Annotated in this window: 14 protein-coding genes and 1 pseudogene; 9 read left to right on the forward strand and 6 right to left on the reverse strand. The window is 60.7% G+C overall.

What is annotated here, in order from left to right; all coding sequences use genetic code 11:
- Positions 1-81: 81 nt before the first annotated feature.
- A complete protein-coding gene (locus OC445_RS08505; RefSeq protein WP_034125518.1) occupies positions 82-1,368 on the reverse strand; it encodes an OprD family porin in 1,287 nt (428 codons plus the stop codon).
- A gap of 408 nt (positions 1,369-1,776) precedes the next feature.
- On the opposite strand from OC445_RS08505, the pseudogene OC445_RS08510 reads away from it, so the two are divergent.
- Positions 1,777-3,852, forward strand: a pseudogene (locus OC445_RS08510) (TonB-dependent receptor).
- Between the two features lie 184 nt (positions 3,853-4,036).
- Here the strand turns inward: OC445_RS08510 and OC445_RS08515 are convergent.
- From OC445_RS08515 to OC445_RS08525, 3 genes are all read right to left on the reverse strand, one after another.
- Positions 4,037-4,252, reverse strand: a complete 216-nt coding sequence (locus OC445_RS08515) for a hypothetical protein (protein WP_054896638.1) — start codon at positions 4,250-4,252, stop codon at positions 4,037-4,039.
- A 234-nt stretch (positions 4,253-4,486) separates the two neighbouring features.
- Positions 4,487-5,593: an agmatine deiminase gene (aguA, locus tag OC445_RS08520; RefSeq protein ID WP_198861811.1), complete on the reverse strand. Its 1,107-nt coding sequence runs from the start codon at positions 5,591-5,593 to the stop codon at positions 4,487-4,489.
- A 121-nt stretch (positions 5,594-5,714) separates the two neighbouring features.
- Positions 5,715-8,624 (reverse strand): aminotransferase, encoded by a 2,910-nt coding sequence (locus OC445_RS08525; protein ID WP_262020058.1) that lies wholly within the window; start codon positions 8,622-8,624, stop codon positions 5,715-5,717.
- Positions 8,625-8,777: 153 nt separating this feature from the next.
- Between OC445_RS08525 and rfbB the strand changes: the two genes are divergently transcribed.
- The 7 genes from rfbB to OC445_RS08560 are packed head-to-tail and all read left to right on the forward strand — an operon-like array spanning position 8,778 to position 15,847.
- Positions 8,778-9,860 carry a dTDP-glucose 4,6-dehydratase gene (rfbB, locus tag OC445_RS08530; protein ID WP_057975365.1) on the forward strand — a complete coding sequence of 361 codons (1,083 nt, stop codon included), beginning with the start codon at positions 8,778-8,780 and terminating at the stop codon, positions 9,858-9,860.
- Complete coding sequence (rfbA, locus tag OC445_RS08535) at positions 9,857-10,732, forward strand: glucose-1-phosphate thymidylyltransferase RfbA (RefSeq protein ID WP_003187717.1); 876 nt, start codon at positions 9,857-9,859, stop codon at positions 10,730-10,732. Before rfbB ends, rfbA begins: the two co-directional genes overlap by 4 nt.
- Positions 10,729-11,274 carry a dTDP-4-dehydrorhamnose 3,5-epimerase gene (rfbC, locus tag OC445_RS08540; RefSeq protein WP_047712353.1) on the forward strand — a complete coding sequence of 182 codons (546 nt, stop codon included), beginning with the start codon at positions 10,729-10,731 and terminating at the stop codon, positions 11,272-11,274. The genes rfbA and rfbC overlap by 4 nt, the downstream gene beginning before the upstream one ends.
- The gene (gene rfbD, locus OC445_RS08545; RefSeq protein WP_262020059.1) at positions 11,271-12,140 is read left to right on the forward strand and encodes a dTDP-4-dehydrorhamnose reductase; all 870 of its coding nucleotides are present in this window, start codon (positions 11,271-11,273) and stop codon (positions 12,138-12,140) included. The genes rfbC and rfbD overlap by 4 nt, the downstream gene beginning before the upstream one ends.
- Positions 12,141-12,174: 34 nt before the next feature.
- Entirely contained in the window at positions 12,175-13,983 is a 1,809-nt protein-coding gene (locus OC445_RS08550; protein WP_105225420.1) for an ATP-binding protein, read from the forward strand.
- Positions 13,980-15,365, forward strand: coding sequence for a sigma-54-dependent transcriptional regulator (locus OC445_RS08555; protein ID WP_262020060.1), 1,386 nt, complete (start codon positions 13,980-13,982; stop codon positions 15,363-15,365). The genes OC445_RS08550 and OC445_RS08555 overlap by 4 nt, the downstream gene beginning before the upstream one ends.
- Before the next feature lie 26 nt (positions 15,366-15,391).
- The gene (locus OC445_RS08560) at positions 15,392-15,847 is read left to right on the forward strand and encodes a thioesterase domain-containing protein (protein ID WP_034125508.1); all 456 of its coding nucleotides are present in this window, start codon (positions 15,392-15,394) and stop codon (positions 15,845-15,847) included.
- Positions 15,848-15,974: 127 nt separating this feature from the next.
- Here the strand turns inward: OC445_RS08560 and cysQ are convergent, their stop codons facing one another.
- Together cysQ and nudE are read right to left on the reverse strand one after the other, a co-directional pair.
- A complete protein-coding gene (cysQ, locus tag OC445_RS08565) occupies positions 15,975-16,811 on the reverse strand; it encodes a 3'(2'),5'-bisphosphate nucleotidase CysQ (RefSeq protein WP_034125507.1) in 837 nt (278 codons plus the stop codon).
- Positions 16,808-17,374 carry an ADP compounds hydrolase NudE gene (gene nudE, locus OC445_RS08570; protein WP_014716485.1) on the reverse strand — a complete coding sequence of 189 codons (567 nt, stop codon included), beginning with the start codon at positions 17,372-17,374 and terminating at the stop codon, positions 16,808-16,810. Before nudE ends, cysQ begins: the two co-directional genes overlap by 4 nt.
- 87 nt (positions 17,375-17,461) lie before the next feature.
- On the opposite strand from nudE, the gene yrfG reads away from it, so the two are divergent.
- Positions 17,462-18,127, forward strand: a complete 666-nt coding sequence (gene yrfG, locus OC445_RS08575; RefSeq protein WP_057975362.1) for a GMP/IMP nucleotidase — start codon at positions 17,462-17,464, stop codon at positions 18,125-18,127.
- The last annotated feature ends 82 nt before the right edge of the window (positions 18,128-18,209 follow it).

Consider the following 18,209-nt stretch of genomic DNA (forward strand, 5'->3'; position numbering starts at 1 on the left):
CGCCCCCGCGAGCGGACAATAAAAAACCCCGAACCAGTCGGGGTTTTTTATCGCCTGGCATCAGGCACGACATTTGATCAATTAGAAAACGTTGATCGGGTAGTCGGCGAACAGACGGATTTCGTTACCGCCTACGTTGTAGTTGCTGGCGTTGTTGGAAACGCGCAACCACGAGGCACGGGCACGCAGGCTCAGGTCTTTGGCTGGGCCGCTCTGTACCACGTACTTGAACTGGTTCCAGATTTCACGCTCGGTGCCATCGCCACGGCCAGTGCCGTCGTCGATGTTGGTGCCGCGCACGTAGGCAATGTTGTAGGTCAGGCCCGGTACGCCGAAGGTGGCGAAGTCGATGCCATAACCTGCTTGCCAGGAGCGCTCGTCCTTGCCGTTGAAGTCGGACCAGTAGGAGTTGGCCAGCAGGATGGTATTGCCGCCGTCGCCAATGCCGCCAGCGTTGCGGTAGCCACCGTACAGGTAGCCGGTGTCACCGGTGCTGCGCTGGTGAGCGAGGGTGAAGCTGTGCGCGCCAACGGCCCAGGTAGCGCCCAGGCTCCAGATCTTGTTGTCGCGAGCGTCCGCATCACCTTGGTTTTCCAGGGCGAAGCTGCGGTCCAGCTTGGTTTTGTAGCCGTTGAAGTCAAATGTCAGCGACTGTTGTTCTGGCAGGGCCAGCACGTAGTTGACGTTGACGTATTGCTTCTTCAGCACGTCCTGCATGTCGGAGGCGTACAAAGCAGCCGACAGGCTTTCGGTGAATTTGTAGCTACCACCGATGTAGTTGATGCTCTTCAAGCGGCCGCTGTCGCTGCCCTCGGCGCTCTTGCGAGCTTCCTTGGTGAAGTGACCAGCATCCAGTTGCAGGCCGGCGATCTCTTTGGAAACGATCGAGGTGCCCTCGTAGGTTTCCGACAGCAGACGCGAGTTGTCGTATTGCAGGACCGGCACGGCTGGCATCTGCTGACCGTATTTGATCACGGTGTTGGAGATACGCGCCTTGACGGCTGCGCCGCCTTTGGCCAGGTCGTTGGCGGCTTCTCCGCTGTCACCTTGCTTGAAGAAGTCGATACCGCCAGCGCCACTGCGACCTTTACCACCATCCAGGCGGATAGCGTATTGGCCAATCACATCCACACCCACACCGACGGTGCCTTGGGTGAAGCCGGACTCGAACTTGCCGATGAAGCCTTGGCCCCATTCAGCTTTGTCCTGCTTGCCGTTTTTGTAGTCACGGCTGATGTAGGCGTTACGTGCTGCGATGTTCAGGTGGCTGTCTTCAACGAAACCCTTGGATTGCTCCTGGTCGTTTGCCATTGCTGTCGATGCGCTCAAAATCCCCAGAGCGATCAGACTCATCCGTTGCTTCAACATTTTCTTATATTCCTTATTACGGGTTGAGTACGCGCTGTGACACCAGGCTCCTGTTGCTTTTCTGGTGTCGACCTTGCCAGCAAAAAGAAGGCCCGCGGACGACTGAACTGCCGCGGGCCTTTTTTTATTGGATTTAGTCATGGTGGTTAGCCACAGGCGTTGGGCGCAATCCTATGCGGGCGTTGAACTATGTGTCAATTTCGTGAATCGTCTGTATTTAGGCGATATTCGTCTAAGCAGCGGGCTAAAGCGGCGGGATGAAAGCCTTGAAAACACCTTGATCAGCCCTTGTAAACACATTAAGTAACAAATCCGCATGCAATGCGTTAGGGAATAGATAACGCGCGCAAATGCAAAGCATTACCATTCGCGCACAATTTTCCTGCCACATCATTTGGATACACTCCCATGCCTGCCCCTCGCCTGACGCCCCTCTCCCTTGGGCTCTCTGTCCTGCTGTCTGCTGGTTTTGCCGGTGCGGCCACGGTCCTGCCCGAAACCTCGATCAGCGTGGAAGCAGACGAAGACGACCCACGGGTCAAAGAGACCAGCACCGCCACACGCACCGCGACGGCTGTTCGCTACGTGCCCCAGGCGATCGACTCAGTCAAAACCGAGAGCCTGCGCTCCTATGGCACCAACGATCTGGGCCAGGCATTGAGCGGTATCCCCAACGTCAGCAGCGGCGCCGATACACGCTTCGACAGCCTGCGCATACGCGGTTTCGACGCCAGCAATGACTTCTATCTGGATGGCATTCGCGACGACAGCCAGTACGTACGTGACCTGCATAACATCGAGCGTATCGAAGTGCTCAAGGGACCGGCCGCCGTGCTTTACGGGCGAGGCGGCCAGGGCGGGATCGTCAACCGGGTGAGCAAACTGCCAAGCCCAGGGCAAAAGTCCAGCATCGAAGCCCAAGGCGGCAGCAACGATTTGCGCAGCCTGTATGCCGACCTGAGTACCGACCCCACCGATAACATCAGCCTGCGCCTGAACATGGGCAACCAGGACAACAACAGCTTTCGCGATGGCGTCAGCGGCAACCGCCAGTTGTTCGCGCCGTCGATGAGCTGGCAGCTCACTCCAGAGCTGAACTGGCTGGTGCAATACGAATACAGCCGCTACAACCGCACCCCAGACCGTGGCATTCCTGGTGTCAACGGGCGCCCGGCGGATGTCAGCCGCAGCACCACTTACTTTGATCACGGCGATTACATAGACGATAAGTCCCAGTCGCTGCGTTCCAGACTTGCCTACGAGCTCAACGCCGACTGGCAGCTGCGCCACACCCTCGGCGTGTTCAAGCTCGACAGCGATTTCGACAATACTTACCAGACCGGCTATGACCCGAAAACCAACACCGTCAGCCGCCAACACTGGCAGCAGGACCTGACCACCCGCAACGTGTTCAACAACCTGGAGCTGGAAGGCGGTTTCGACACCTTTGGCCTGGAGCACCGCCTGCTCACCGGTATTGAGCTGGGCAGCCAGCGCCGTGATCCGAAGCTGTACTCCGCTCGCGATGGCAAGACAGTGCCGAGCCTGGACCTCAACCAACCCAATCGCCGCCTGAGCCACACCGGGAGCATGCGACTGTCGAGTAACAACCACACCGAAGTCGAAAGCCGCGCCCTCTACATACAGGACCAACTGCGCCTGAATGACCAGTGGCAACTGCTGGGCGGGCTGCGTTACGACCGCTTCGAAGTGGACACCACCAACAAGCTGCTCGACATCCAACAGAACGTGAAAAGCCACAGCACCAGCCCGCGCGTCGGCCTGGTGTGGACGCCCCTGGAGCACCACTCGTTCTACGCCTCGTGGAGCAAGACTTTCACCCCAGCAGGCGGCGGCCTGATCGGCATCACGCCGAACGCCACCGGCAACGTCAACGACCTGAGCCCGGAGTTGACCAAGCAAAAAGAAATCGGCGTGAAGAGCGACTGGTTCGATGAGCGCCTGAGCACCACCCTGGCTGTGTACGAGCTGGAACTCTACAACCGCCGCACCAGCGACCCGCTGGACCGTACCATTACCCTGCTCACCGGCGAACAACGCTCACGCGGCGTGGAGCTGACCGCCACCGGCAAGATCGTCGACAACTGGTATGTGCGCGGCGGCGTAGGCCTGCAGGATGCCAAGGTGGAGAAGGACAACAACGGGTTTGAGGGCAAACGGATCAGCGACGTGGCCAAGCGCAACGCCAGCCTGTTCATCACCTAGAAGCCGGAGATGGGCTGGTACGCGGAAACCGGTTTGACCCTGGTGGGCGATCGTTACGCCGACAACCTCAACACCGTGGTGTTGCCGGGTTATGGCCGCTGGGACGCGCTGGCCGGGTTCCGTCAGAAAGAATGGGACGTGCGGGCAGCACTGAACAATATCGCTGATAAAAACTACTACGCCTCGGCGACCAGTGCGGCGCAGATTCAACCGGGTGAGCCACGAAGTCTGGTGGTCACCGGTACCTACAGCTTCTGACACGCCTCATGTGAAACAAAGCCAGCCCCCACACTGGTGAGGCATTGCCCACAACATCAGCGCCTGGCGCAGATACCTGTGGGAGCGGGCTTGCCCGCGAAAGCGGTGTGCCAGTCACTGAATGTTTAACTGAACCACCGCCATCGCAGGCAAGCCAGCTCCCACAGTTGGTTTCAGGTGTTCTTTAGTTGCTCATTACCTCGCACAACGCCTGCACTTCATCCTCCGTGAACAACCCCAACGGGTAGCGCTCACTCATCACACTGCGCAAGTCAGACGCTTGTCTGGCCTGTCGCGAGCCGTTCGCCTTCAACCAAAGGGCCAACGCATGGATGGCGTCTGCGTCGACCCGCAAAGGGTGGAACGTACGCGTGTTCATCAGGTGGACATCGGCATTCATTTCAGCGCTCTCTCCTGCTGCGTGAGCGGCTAACTTACTCAAGGTTTGTGACAGAACTGCACGGTCATCCCCCTTGGGCCACTGTAACCACAGCGATACAAGAGCTATGCCAATGTGCCCTGTTCACCAGCATGCAGGCATGAAAAAGCCCGCGACCGGGCTGGGTCGCGGGCTTGCGGGGAACACTGCAAACGCGCGTGCTCGTGCGCCATCAAGGCGCTGTTACAACTGCACTCACTTTCGCTGCGGAGCTGGCTGCTGTTGGGTCAGGCAATGGATATTGCCCCCACCCAGTAACAATTCGCGGCCCGGCACCATCACCACTTCATGTTGTGGGAACAGGTTCTGCAGGATTTGCTTGGCCTGATCGTCCAACGGGTCATCGAAACTCGGCGCGATGATGCCGCCATTGACGATCAGGAAGTTGACGTAGGAACCGGCCAACCGCACGGTCGGATTACGCTCCTGGCTACCGTCAACCAGGTCTACCCCGGCGCATTCCTCCTCAGTGGCATACAGCGGACCCGGAATCGGCATTTTATGCACGATGAACGAGCGGCCCTGGGCATCGGTGCTGCTTTGCAGCACGTCCATGGCTGCGTGGCAGCGTGGGTAGTTCGGGTCTTGCGGGTCATCGGTCCAGGCCAACAGCACTTCGCCCGGGCGCACGTAGCAGCAAAAGTTATCCACATGGCCGTCGGTTTCGTCGTTGAACAGGCCATCCGGCAACCAGATGATCTTGTCTACCGCCAGGTTATCGCTGAGCACCGCCTCAATGGCCGCACGATCAAGGTGCGGGTTGCGGTTGCGGTTCAACAGACATTCTTCGGTAGTGATCAGGGTGCCTTCGCCGTCGACATGAATCGAACCGCCTTCAAGCACAAAGCCTTCAGTGCGGTAACGCGGTGCGCGCTCCATCTCGAGGATCTTGCCTCCCACCTGGGAATCGCGATTCCACGGTGCATACAGACCGCCGTCAAAACCACCCCAGGCGTTGAAGTCCCAGTTCACACCCCGTACTTCTCCACTGCCGTTGATCACGAAAGTGGGGCCGGTGTCGCGAACCCAGGCGTCGTCATTGGACATTTCCACCAGGCGGATATTGGGTACGTCCAGGCGGGCACGGGCGTTTTCGTACTGGCCGGCGGAGACCGCGACGGTCACCGGCTCAAAACGTGCGATAGCCTTGGCCACCGCCACATGGGCCGCCTGAGCAGGCTTACCGCCCAGGCGCCAGTTGTCTGGGCGCTCGGGCCAGATCATCCAGGTCTGGGTCTGGGGCGCCCATTCGGCAGGCATGTGAAAGCCATCGGCGCGAGGTGTGCTGTGCAAGGTGGTCATGGCGATCAGGGCTCCGAATGGGGTCAAGGGCAACTTTATAATGGATAAAAATCGGCTTTAACAGACTAAAAACATGATAGGTGCTCGCGCCTGCAAAAAATAGCCGATAACAATCGATAAATCACAGTTGCTCATCCAGCACTTTCGACAGCATGTCCACAAAGAAGTCCACACTGCGTCTGGACGTCACCATCGGCGGCTTGATTTTGAGGATATTCAGATAATCACCGGTAGGCTGCATGAAAATCCCCAGCTCCCGCAGCCGGTCACACAACAAGGCGGTTTCTGCAGTCGCAGGTTCGAGGGTCTGGCGATCGCGCACCAGTTCAAGGCCCAGATAGAAGCCCGAACCGTGCACGGCACCGACGAGCGGATGGCGATCGATCAATTCCTCCAACCGTGCCTTGAAATGCCCACCTACCAGTTGGGCGTTTTCCCACAGCTTTTCCTCTTCCATCACATCCAGCACCGCCATGCCGATCCGGCAACTGACCGGACTGCCTCCTGATGAGGAGAAGAAGTAACCCTCGGCTTCCAGCGCCTCGGCAATTTCTCGGCGGGTGATCACTGCACCCAACGGCTGGCCGTTGCCCATGCCTTTGGCCATGGTGATGATGTCAGGCACCACACCTTGCTGTTCAAACCCCCAGAAGAAATGCCCCATGCGGCCGTAACCCACCTGCACTTCATCGGCGATGCACACGCCCCCCTCGGCACGGACCAGGCCATACACCTGTTGCAGGTAACCCGGTGGCAGGGAGATGCCGCCGGCATTGCCGTACACCGGCTCACAGATGAACCCGGCTAATTGACGCTGGCTCGCGGCGATTTTCGCTAGGTTATGCTCCACGCTTCGTACATAGTCCGGCGCGCTGTCCGGCCCGCGGAATTCACCGCGGTAGGTATTGGGCGCGGTCACCGGGTGTACCCAATCCGGGCGGCTGCTCAAGGCCTGGGGGTTATCGGCAATCGACGTGGACACGGCATCCGCCGCCACCGACCAGCCGTGATAGGCCTCCAGCACACTGAGCATGTCGCGCCCGCCGCTGTAGGCCCAGGCCAAACGAATCGCCAGGTCATTGGCCTCGGTGCCGCTGTTGACCAGGAACACCCGGTCCATGCCCTCCGGTGCCAACGCCAGCAGGCGCTCGGAGAACTCGGCAACCGCCGCGTAGTGAAACCGCGAGTTGGTGTTGAGCAACGACCACTGCCGAGCCGCCACTTCAGCCATGCGCGGGTGGCCATGGCCCAGCACGGCCACGTTGTTGAGCATGTCGAGGTACGATCGGCCCTGCATATCGATCAGGTGGTTACGCCAGCCGCGCTCGATACGCGGTGGGTCGGCGTAGTAGTGCTTCTGGGAGCGGGCAAAGCTGGCATCACGCCGGGCCAGCAGGGCTTCTGGGTCCAGTTCCGGCTCCGCATCACAGGCCAGGCCCAATAGAGCTGCGGGTGACGGGCACAACGCCTGCCACGCCAACGCCCGGGAAGGTGTGCAGAACAGCGGTGGCTCAAGGTCGGCGCGGCATAACTGCACAGTCAACGGCGCATGAACCTCGCCCAGCACCTGCCCTTTGACCAAGGTTGCGCCCGGCTTGCGTGATGTGCGCACGCCCCACAGGCGCAGGCTCAGGCCGCTGTCGTGCAAACACAGCAAGCCGTCGGTACCTTCGCGCAGCATTCCCGCAAAGGGTGCTTCCAGCACCGTGCCGTGGGGCAGATGCAGTTCGACATGCAGGGGGAAGGTCTCGGGCTCTAGCGCACTGTCGGGGCGGGTGCGCGACAAGCGGTATTGCCCATAACGACTGGCCGCCAGCCCATGCACCGTCGCCGCTTGATCCAGCAAGCGCCGATCGATGCCGGGAGTCTCCCAATTGCCAGCCTCGAAATGCGGGCTGAGTACGCCCAGGTCGATCAGCGCAAACTCGCGGCCCACCAAGCCTGGCAATAAAGGCGCGAAGTCTTGGTTGGCGACGGGCGGTAATGTTTTGCCGACGCTGCGCAGAATAGCCGCTTGCATGAGTTCGAAGGGCACCGACGTGGCGATATGGAAGATTTCCCACTCGTGTTCGGCGTTTTTCTTTAGATAAACGTTGTCCGGGTCCAGGCGTTGCTGCTGCTCACTGCTGAGCACCAACACCGCCGCGCGAGCGACGATCAACGGCCACAACACCTCCAGCTCTTCGCGCTGCAACGGCGTGACCGCGTGGCAGGCCTGGATCGCCGGCAAGAGAGCAAATGGATCACCGTCGGCATGGTGCAACAGCGCCGCGCAGGTCACCGACAGATCGGCAATTCGCCAGGTGTGCACCAGATCGCCGAAATCGATCACGCCTTGTATACGCCAGTGCCGCTGGGCATCACGCTGCCACATCACGTTGTCGTCGGTGATGTCCATGTGCACCGCTTGCCAAGGCAGGTGTGCCGCCAACGGCTGGACATGCGCCTCGACCTGCCTGGCTGCCTGCTCCAAAGCAGCACGCTGCGGCAGGTCGGGCAAGGTTGCCAGCAGGTGGGTGATCAATGCTTGCGCGTGGCGCGGGTCCCATTGCAGGGTGCGCGCAAGGCCAGGGTGCTCGAAACCTGCCAGCGCGAGGCTCATCTGCCCGCACAGCTCACCAAAGCCTTCGATCACGGTGCGGCTCAGGTGGGGTAAATGCGTCAGGGGCTGGCCGTCGATGTAGTCCAGTAGCCGCAGGTGCAGGGTTTGGTCATCGACGTTGACCGTCAGCAACTCCTCACCCGCCAAGGTCTGGATGACCTTGGGAACACGCAGGCCGGCATGCGCGCCCAGGCTGTTGAGCGCTGCGTGTTGGGCTTGAAGTTCAACCGCGGCGTAGTCACCCCGGCAGATTTTCAAAACGAAGCGGCCCCGTGTGCTGTCAATTCGATAGTTGAGGTCTTGCTGACTGCCCAACGAGTGTAATTTGCCCGCCATACCATAGTGCCGCTCGAGCAGGCATGCTGCTTGCTCGGGGGTTACTTGTGGGCAAGGCAAGCTGGCACGGTGGGTCAACGTGGCTAACGACATTGTGACGACCTTTGTTTTTTCAGGCGTCTATATCGCCATTGTTCAGGGGCACAAGGCAACCCCCCAGTAATACAGCGCTTGCACCACCCGGCTCGCACCACTCAAGCTATGCTTCATCCGCATAATGTCTATCAAAGGAAAGGGCCCTCCGATATGCGCATTCTCGTTACTGGCGGCGCTGGCTTTATCGGCTCAGCCCTGATCCGCCACCTGATCCAGCACACCGAGCACGAGGTGCTCAACCTGGACAAGCTGACTTACGCCGGCAACCTCGAGTCGCTGACCAGCATCGCGTCCAACAGCCGCTATGAGTTTGTCCAGGCCGATATCATCGACCAGGTCACCGTCAGCGCCTTGCTCGCACGCTTCGAACCCGATGCGATCATGCACTTGGCGGCCGAGTCCCATGTCGACCGCTCCATTGACGGCCCGTCGGATTTTATCCAGACCAACATCGTTGGCACCTACAGCCTGCTGGAAGCCACGCGAGCCTATTGGCAGAAGCTGGCAGAGCCGGCAAAAAGCGCATTCCGTTTCCACCACATCTCCACTGATGAGGTGTATGGCGACCTGCACGGCGTGGACGACCTCTTCACCGAGACCACGCCTTACGCACCGAGCTCGCCGTATTCCGCGAGCAAGGCAGCGTCCGACCACCTGGTACGCGCCTGGCAGCGCACCTATGGCCTGCCGGTGCTGTTGACCAACTGCTCGAACAATTACGGGCCGTTCCATTTCCCCGAAAAATTGATCCCGCTGGTGATTCTCAACGCCCTGGCGGGCAAGCCACTGCCGGTGTATGGCGATGGTCTGCAGGTGCGTGACTGGCTGTTCGTCGAGGATCATGCCCGTGCGCTGCTCACAGTGGTCACCACTGGGGTTGTGGGCGAAACCTACAATATCGGCGGCCACAACGAACAGAAGAACATCGACGTGGTACGTGGCATCTGCGCCCTGCTGGAAGAACTGGCGCCGCAACGCCCAGCCGGTGTGGAGAAATTCACTGACCTGATCACCTTCGTCAAGGATCGCCCAGGCCACGACCAACGCTACGCCATCGACGCCAGCAAGATCGAACGCGAACTGGGCTGGGTCCCGGAAGAAACCTTCGAGACCGGCCTGCGCAAAACCGTACAGTGGTACCTCGATAATCTGGAATGGTGCAGCAGGGTCCAGGACGGCAGTTATCAGGGAGAACGATTGGGCAACACCGACTTGAAGGATCTAATCGCATGATGAAGGGAATTGTATTGGCTGGCGGCTCCGGCACTCGCCTACACCCCATTACGTTGGGAGTGTCCAAACAGCTGTTGCCGGTGTATGACAAGCCGATGATCTACTACCCGATATCCGTGCTGATGCTCGCAGGCATCAAGGACATTCTGGTGATTTCCACTCCGGTAGACCTACCACAGTACCGAAACCTGCTGGGAGACGGCAGCCAGTTTGGCGTGCGTTTCACGTATGCCGAACAGCCTTCCCCGGACGGGCTGGCTCAAGCATTTATCATTGGCGAAGAGTTCATCGGTGATGACGCGGTGTGCCTGATTCTGGGGGACAACATCTTCCACGGCCAGCATTTTGGCGATCAGTTACGCACCGCAGCCGAGCGCTCCTCGGGCGCTACTGTTTTCGGCTATTGGGTGAAAGACCCGGAGCGCTTCGGTGTGATTGATTTCGATAAAGAGGGCCGCGCCCTTTCCATCGAAGAAAAACCGGCAAAGCCCAAGTCACCGTATGCCGTGACCGGCCTGTACTTTTACGACAACGACGTGATCAAGATCGCCAAGGCGGTCAAGCCTTCGCCACGCGGCGAGCTGGAGATCACCGACGTCAACAATGCCTACCTTCAGCGTGGCGATCTTCACGTTGAACGCTTCGGCCGTGGGTTCGCCTGGCTCGACACCGGCACCCATGACAGCCTGCTGGAAGCCTCGACCTACGTTCAGACCATCGAGCACCGCCAGGGCTTGAAAGTGGCCTGCCTGGAAGAGATCGCCTATGAAAATGGCTGGATCGATCGTGATTATCTGCTGGAGCGCGCCAAGTACTTTGGCAAGACCGGCTACGGCCAATACCTCTACTCGCTTGCCGGAGAGACCCAGTGAATGTAGTTGAAACCACACTACCCGGCGTACTGATCCTCGAGCCAAAGGTATTCGGCGACGAACGCGGTTTCTTCTACGAAAGCTTCAATGCGCGCGCCTTTGAAGCAGCCACCGGGCTCAAGCGTAATTTCGTGCAGGACAATCACTCACGCTCGCAAAAAGGCGTGCTGCGAGGTTTGCACTATCAGCTTGAACACACTCAGGGCAAGCTGGTACGTGTTACCTACGGTGAAGTGTTGGACGTAGCGGTCGACATCCGTCGCAGCTCACCCAACTTTGGCCAGTGGGTGGGTGTCCGCCTGTCGGCACAGAACCATCGCCAACTCTGGGTGCCGGAAGGCTTCGCCCATGGTTTCGTGGTGTTGAGTGAGTACGCAGAGTTCCTGTACAAAACCACCGACTACTACCAGCCAAGCGCCGAGCGCAGCATTCTCTGGAATGATCCGACGCTGGCCATCGACTGGGAGCTGGCCGAACCGCCGCAACTCTCCGCCAAGGATCAGGTCGGCAAACTGCTGATGGAAGCTGACTTGTTCCCATGAAAATCCTCATCACCGGCCAACACGGCCAAGTCTCCCAGGAGCTGCAACAGCGGCTCAAGGGCCTGGGCGAACTCCTCGTCCTGGGCCGCGACCAGCTTGACCTGACAGACGCAGACCTTATCCGCCGGCAAGTGCGCGCCCATCGCCCTGGACTGATCATCAACGCTGCGGCCCACACCGCCGTCGATCTGGCCGAGAGCGAGCCGGACGCTGCGTTCGCCATCAATGCCATCGCCCCCGGCATCCTCGCCGAAGAGGCCAAGGCGTTGGGTATCCCGCTGATTCACTACTCGACCGACTACGTGTTCGACGGCACCAAACCTGCCCCGTACACCGAAAGCGACACGCCGAACCCATTGGGTGTGTACGGCCAGAGCAAGCTGGCGGGCGAGCAGGCGATTGCGGCTGCAGGCGGCGAGTACCTGATCTTGCGCACCAGTTGGGTCTATTCGAGCCACGGCAAGAACTTCCTGCTGACCATGCAGCGCCTCCTGCAGGAAAAACCGCAGATGCGCATCGTGGCCGACCAGATCGGTGCGCCGACCTGGGCCGGGACTATCGCCAACAGCACCCGCGTGCTGATCGAGCAGTGGCAGGCCGGTAAGGCAGGGGATTGGGGTGTTTACCACCTCACTGCCCAGGGTGAGACTTCATGGTTCGGCTTTGCCCAAGCCATTGGCGAGCAACTGCGCGCCGAGGGCAAGGCCTGCGCCGAGCTGGAGCCGATCCCTTCCAGCGCCTACCCGACCCCCGCCAAGCGCCCGCTGAACTCGCGCCTGGACTGCACCCGCCTGCAACAGCAATGGCACGTCAGCCAGCCCCAGTGGCAAGACGCATTGCACGAGTGTCTTGCACAGCAGCACTAGGCATAATGCGCCTGTACCCACAGGCGCGACTTCCATGACCCCACCCCTTCCGCGAAGACCCCGCTGGCGCAGCCTCGCCCTGCTGGCTCTGTGCCTGGCACCGCTGTTGTGGCCGCTGGAGCATTTGGCCGAGCGCTATTACCGCAGCGAGCTGGCCGGGCAAAACCGCCAGACCCTCGACCTCTACGTCGCCAACTTGCTGGGCACCCTGCATCGCTACGAAATACTGCCGCAGATCCTCGGGGACTTACCGGCCCTGCGCACTGCATTGGGCGCGCCCCACGTCAGCACCCACCTGGTCAATGCCAACCAGTTGCTCAAGGACGTCGCCGCCCAGGCCGGGGTAGAGGTGATGTATCTGATGGACACCACCGGCAAGACCCTCGCCGCGTCCAACTGGGACAAACAAGACAGCTTTGTGGGGCGCAACTTTTCCTTCCGTCCGTATTTCAGCGAAGCCATGGCCGGGCGCCTCGGCCGGTTCTTCGGCCTGGGCACTACCTCGGCCAAGCGCGGCTACTTCTTCGCCGCCGCGGTGCGTGACGGCGATACCGTCATCGGCGTGCTGGTGGTGAAGGTCGACCTGGACCACACCGAAAGCCTGTGGGGCAATACCCCGGAACAATTGCTGGTCACCGACCACAACGGCGTGGTGATCCTCACTTCGCGCCCGCAATGGCGATTCCGCGCCACGCGGCCACTGACCGCCGAAGAACGCCAGGCCATCATTGCTATCCAGCCCTACCCCACCCGCGACCCGCAGCCGTTGAGCCTCAGCAGCAGCGCTTGGCTGCGCCAGTCCACAGCTATCGCCGAGACCGGCTGGAACGTGGAAATCCTCGCGCCGCGCTCGCTGATCAACCGCCCGGTGCGCACGGTCGTCGCCGTGGGCGGTGCCACGTTGTTGGTGCTGATGCTGTTGCTGGGGTTGCTGATGCAGCGCCGCCGGCACTATCTGGAACGCATCGCCTTCGAGGCCAAGGCCCGCCGCGAGTTGGAAATGCGCGTGGCCGAGCGTACCAGCGACCTGGAGGGCCTTAACCGGCGCCTTAAACAGGAAGTGCTGGAGCGCGAGCATGCCCAGCAAGAACTGGTGCGCGCCCAGGATGATCTGGTCCAGGCCGGTAAACTCTCGGCGCTGGGCACCATGTCGGCGAGTATCAGCCATGAACTGAATCAGCCACTGGCGGCGATTCGCAGCTATGCCGAAAACGCCGAGATCCTGCTCGACCATGAGCGCACCAACGATGCCCGCGGCAACCTCAAGCTGATCAGTGAATTGACCGGGCGCATGGCCTCGATCATCGCCCACTTGCGTGCCTTCGCCCGCCGTGACCGTCACGCGCCGGAGAGCGTGGCCCTGCAACCGGCACTGGATGACGCCCTGGCATTACTGGCCAAGCGTCGGCGTTCGATGGAGGTGGAGTTGATTCGCGACTTGCCAGAGGCGACCTTGTGGGTGCAGGCCGGTGAAACCCGTCTGCGCCAGGTGCTGGGTAACTTGCTGGCCAATGCTCTGGACGCCCTCACCGAAAAAGGCCCGCCACGCAGACTCTGGCTGAGTGCCGAAACCACGCCCCAGGGCGTCAACCTGTACATTCGCGACAATGGCCCGGGCTTTTGCATGGAAGCCCTGGGCCGCGCCAGCGAGCCGTTCTACACCACCAAGACGCGCACCCAGGGCCTGGGCCTGGGCCTGGCGATCTGCGACACCCTGATGCGCGCCTTCGGCGGCGAACTGTTGTTCGCCAACCACAAGGAGGGCGGCGCGCTGTTAACCTTGAAATTGCGCGCCGGCTCGCCGGGCGTCAGTCTGCAACCGTCCGAGGACCGCAGTGTATGAGTATCGACAACTCGATTCAGGTGGTATTGATCGACGACGATCCACACCTGCGTCAGGCCCTGTGCCAGACCCTGGACCTGGCCGGCTTGAAAGTCCTGCCCCTGGGAGAAGCCACCGGGCTCACCGCACGCCTGTCCCGCGACTGGCCGGGCGTGGTAGTCAGCGACATTCGCATGCCCGGCATGGACGGCCTGGAACTGCTGGCTGAACTACACGGCCAGGACCCCGACCTGCCGGTGCTGCTGATCACCGGCCACGGCGACGTACCGCTGGCGGTGCAAGCCATGCGTGCCGGCGCCTATGACTTCCTGGAAAAACCCTTCGCCAGCGACGCGCTGCTCGACAGCGTGCGCCGTGCCCTGGCCCTGCGCCGGCTGGTGCTGGACAACCGCAGCCTGCGCCTGGCTCTCAGCGACCGCCAGCAACTCAGTACGCGCCTGGTAGGGCACTCGCCACAGATGTTGCGCCTGCGCGAGCAAATCGGTGCACTGGCCGCGACCAAGGCCGATGTGCTGATCCTCGGCGAAACCGGGGCAGGCAAGGAGGTCGTCGCCCGCGCCCTGCACGACCTCTCAAGCCGACGCAGCGGCCCGTTTGTGGCGATCAACGCCGGGGCGCTGGCGGAATCGGTGGTGGAAAGCGAACTGTTCGGCCATGAACCCGGCGCGTTTACCGGCGCGCAAAAGCGCCGCATCGGCAAGTTCGAGTTTGCCAATGGCGGCACGCTGTTTCTGGATGAAATTGAAAGCATGAGCCTGGATGTACAGGTCAAGTTGCTGCGCCTTTTACAGGAGCGCGTCGTGGAACGCCTGGGTGGCAATCAGCTGATCCCGCTGGATATCCGCATTATCGCCGCCACCAAGGAAGACCTGCGCCAGGCCGCCGACCAGGGCCGCTTCCGTGCCGACTTGTATTACCGCCTCAATGTGGCGCCGCTGCGCATCCCCCCGCTACGAGAACGGGGCGAAGATGCGCTGATGCTGTTCCAGCACTTCGCCGACGAGGCCAGCAGCCGCCACGGCCTGCCCTTGCACGAACTGCAACCGGGCCAGCGCGCGCTGTTGCTACGCCACAGCTGGCCGGGCAATGTGCGGGAACTGCAAAACGCCGCGGAGCGTTTCGCCCTCGGCCTGGAGTTGGCCCTGGATAACACCCAGGACCACCCCGCCGCCGGTGTGCTGACTTCCACACCCGGAGGCCTGAGCGAGCAAGTCGAACAGTTCGAAAAAAGCCTGATCGCCGCCGAACTGACCCGCCCCCACAGCTCTGTGCGCAGCCTCGCCGAAGCCCTGGGCGTACCGCGCAAAACCTTGCACGACAAACTGCGCAAACACGGCCTGAACTTCGCCGACAGTGCCGGCCAGAGCGCCGATGACGAATGACATCGTCCACCTACAAAGAGGCCGCCATGAGCCGTGATAGCCGTTACCTGGAATCCATCCTCCACCACGACATCCCACTCACCCGGGAAATGGGCCTCAGGGTGCTCGACTGGCAACACGACCAACTGCAACTGCACCTGCCCTTGCAGGCCAATATCAACCACAAGAGCACCATGTTCGGCGGCAGCCTCTACTGCGGCGCCGTGCTGGCGGGTTGGGGTTGGCTGCACCTGAAGCTGCGTGAAGCCGGGATTGAAGACGGGCACATCGTGATTCAGGAAGGGCAGATCAGCTACCCGCTGCCGGTGACCCAGGACGCGACAGCCATTTGCGCGGCGCCGGATGAAAAGATTTGGAAGCGCTTTGTGGCGACCTATCAGCGCTATGGGCGGGCGCGGTTGGCGCTGGAGACGTGGATTGTGAATGAGGGCAGTGCAGAGCGTGCCGTCGTCTTTACCGGCCAATACGTCCTGCATCGCTAGCAGCCATGACACAAAACAACTGTGGGAGCGGGCTTGCCTGCGATAGCGGTGGATCAGCCAATAGCTGTATGACTGACACTCCGCCATCGCGGGAAAGCCCGCTCCCACATTTTGCTCTGCAGTGGCCTTAAGATCTGGCCAGGGTCAACAGCCGCTCACGCCACGCCGCCTTGGCCGGCAACGCCAGAAAGAACGGGTTCAGCAACGACTCCCGCGCCGGGTAACTGAACGGCTTGCCATTCAACTCCAATACTTCACCCCCAGCTCCTTCCAATACACCCTGGGCCGCTGCGGTATCCCACTGCGAGGTCGGCGCCAGGCGCGGATAACAATCGGCACTGCCCTCGGCTAATAAGCAAAACTTCAACGAGCTGCCGATATTCGCCAGTTTCAACTCGCCCAAGCCTTCACTGAGGCCATTGAGCAGGCGCTCCTGCTCAGGGCTGGTATGACGACGGCTGGCCACCACCGTAAAGGCCTCACCCGAGGCCGGGGCCTGGCGTACTTGAATCTGCTTGGGCGCTGCATTGACGTCCGACCGCCAAGCCCCCAGGCCCGCGCCGCCGAAGTAGCAACGGCCAGTGGTCGGTATCGACACCACGCCGAACACCACGCGGCCCTGTTCGATCAATGCAATATTGACGGTGAACTCTTCACTGCCAGAAATGAATTCCTTGGTGCCATCCAGAGGGTCCACCAACCACCAACGCTGCCAGCCGGCACGCACGCTCTGATCGATATCGGCGTCCTCTTCAGACAGCACTGGAATGCTTGGGTCCAGCGCGGTGAGGCCTGCGAGAATGAGATGATGGGCAGCCAGGTCGGCAGCCGTCACGGGAGAATCATCCGCCTTGGACGTCACGGCTACCTCGGCACGCCAGTACGGCAGGATGGCTTCACCCGCCTGCCGAGCCAGTTCAATGACCGGTGCGATAAACGGGTGGCCTAAAAACAGTTCGCTCATGCGGTGAACGCTCCACGCTGGGTCAACAGGTCTCTCACCAGATACAGCGCAGCCAGGGCGCGACCTTCGCTGAACTGCTCGTTTTGCGCCAGCGCCGACAGCTCACGCAGGTTGACCCGGTCTACCCGCATTGGTTCAGGCTCATCACCTTCAAGACGCTCTTCGTAGAGATCGGTAGCCAACACCACCTGGATCTTCTGGCTCATATAGCCGGGCGACAATGACAGCTCGGTGATGTGCTCCAACTGCCGTGCACCGTAGCCGGCCTCTTCCTTGAGTTCGCGGTCTGCCGCTGCAAGCACGTCTTCGCCGGGCTCGATCAGGCCTTTGGGCAACGACAATTCATATTCGTCAGTGCCGCCGCAGTATTCCTCCACCAGCACTGCATGATCTTCATCGATCATCGCCACAATCATCACGGCGCCATAGCCCGTGCCACGCCCGACAAGACGCTCATAGGTCCGCTCAACGCCATTGGAAAAGCGCAATTGCACTTCCTCCACGCGGAACAAACGGCTACTGGCGACTATTTCGCGGGCGAGGACAGTGGGTTTCTGGCGCATAAACGGCTCCTTGGCGTGATCGGGTTACTATACCGTGGCTTTTCCGATTGTCTGTGTCGGATATTTTTACTTACATGAGACCCCACCATGCCCTCTCTGCCCTGGCACGCTATCGACACCGTCCTGCTGGACATGGACGGCACCCTGCTCGACCTGCATTACGACAACCACTTCTGGATGGAACACCTGCCGCAACGCTATGCCGAACTGCACGGCGTAAGCCGAGCCATGGCCGAGATGGAGTTGCAGCCACTGTTCGAGCGTAACGCCGGACAGTTGCAATGGTATTGCCTGGATTTCTGGAGCGCCGAGCTCAAGATCCCGGTGCGCGAACTCAAGTTGGAAACCGCCCACCTGATTGCCCTGCGTCCGGATGCCGATACCTTCCTGGCGGCGATCAAACAGGCCGGCAAGCGCGTGATCATGATCACCAACGCTCATCGTGATTCGCTGTCATTGAAGTTGGAGCGCATTGAACTGGCGCCGTATTTCGAGCGATTGATCAGCTCTCACGACTACGGTTTCCCCAAGGAAAACCCGCAATTCTGGGAGGCCTTACAAGCGGATATCCACTTTGACCCGGCCCGTAGCCTGTTTATAGATGACACTTTGCCGATCCTGCGCAGTGCCCGGGATTTCGGCGTGGGACATTTACTGGCAGTGAAAGAACCTGATAGCAAAAAAGGCTCAAAGGACACCGCGGAATTTGCGGCCGTCGGGGATTATCGAGAACTCATTACCGGGCTTATGTAGGAGCGAGCTTGCTCGCGAAAAACGTCAACGATAACGCGTGCTTCCTGGATAAACGCGGTGCCCGTGAGTTTTTCGCGAGCAA

The organism is Pseudomonas sp. Pse35 (assembly GCF_024519715.1).
In the GTDB taxonomy this organism is placed as follows: Bacteria; Pseudomonadota; Gammaproteobacteria; order Pseudomonadales; family Pseudomonadaceae; genus Aquipseudomonas; species Aquipseudomonas paracarnis.

Excerpts from the sequence above, each read along its gene's own strand:
- OC445_RS08505 (WP_034125518.1), bottom strand. The coding sequence starts at position 1,368 with ATGTTGAAGCAACGGATGAGTCTGATCGCTCTGGGGATTTTGAGCGCA.
- OC445_RS08515 (WP_054896638.1), bottom strand. The coding sequence starts at position 4,252 with ATGAATGCCGATGTCCACCTGATGAACACGCGTACGTTCCACCCTTTG.
- aguA (WP_198861811.1), bottom strand. The coding sequence starts at position 5,593 with ATGACCACCTTGCACAGCACACCTCGCGCCGATGGCTTTCACATGCCT.
- OC445_RS08525 (WP_262020058.1), bottom strand. The coding sequence starts at position 8,624 with ATGTCGTTAGCCACGTTGACCCACCGTGCCAGCTTGCCTTGCCCACAA.
- rfbB (WP_057975365.1), top strand. The coding sequence starts at position 8,778 with ATGCGCATTCTCGTTACTGGCGGCGCTGGCTTTATCGGCTCAGCCCTG.
- rfbA (WP_003187717.1), top strand. The coding sequence starts at position 9,857 with ATGATGAAGGGAATTGTATTGGCTGGCGGCTCCGGCACTCGCCTACAC.
- rfbD (WP_262020059.1), top strand. The coding sequence starts at position 11,271 with ATGAAAATCCTCATCACCGGCCAACACGGCCAAGTCTCCCAGGAGCTG.
- OC445_RS08550 (WP_105225420.1), top strand. The coding sequence starts at position 12,175 with ATGACCCCACCCCTTCCGCGAAGACCCCGCTGGCGCAGCCTCGCCCTG.
- OC445_RS08555 (WP_262020060.1), top strand. The coding sequence starts at position 13,980 with ATGAGTATCGACAACTCGATTCAGGTGGTATTGATCGACGACGATCCA.
- OC445_RS08560 (WP_034125508.1), top strand. The coding sequence starts at position 15,392 with ATGAGCCGTGATAGCCGTTACCTGGAATCCATCCTCCACCACGACATC.
- cysQ (WP_034125507.1), bottom strand. The coding sequence starts at position 16,811 with ATGAGCGAACTGTTTTTAGGCCACCCGTTTATCGCACCGGTCATTGAA.
- nudE (WP_014716485.1), bottom strand. The coding sequence starts at position 17,374 with ATGCGCCAGAAACCCACTGTCCTCGCCCGCGAAATAGTCGCCAGTAGC.
- yrfG (WP_057975362.1), top strand. The coding sequence starts at position 17,462 with ATGCCCTCTCTGCCCTGGCACGCTATCGACACCGTCCTGCTGGACATG.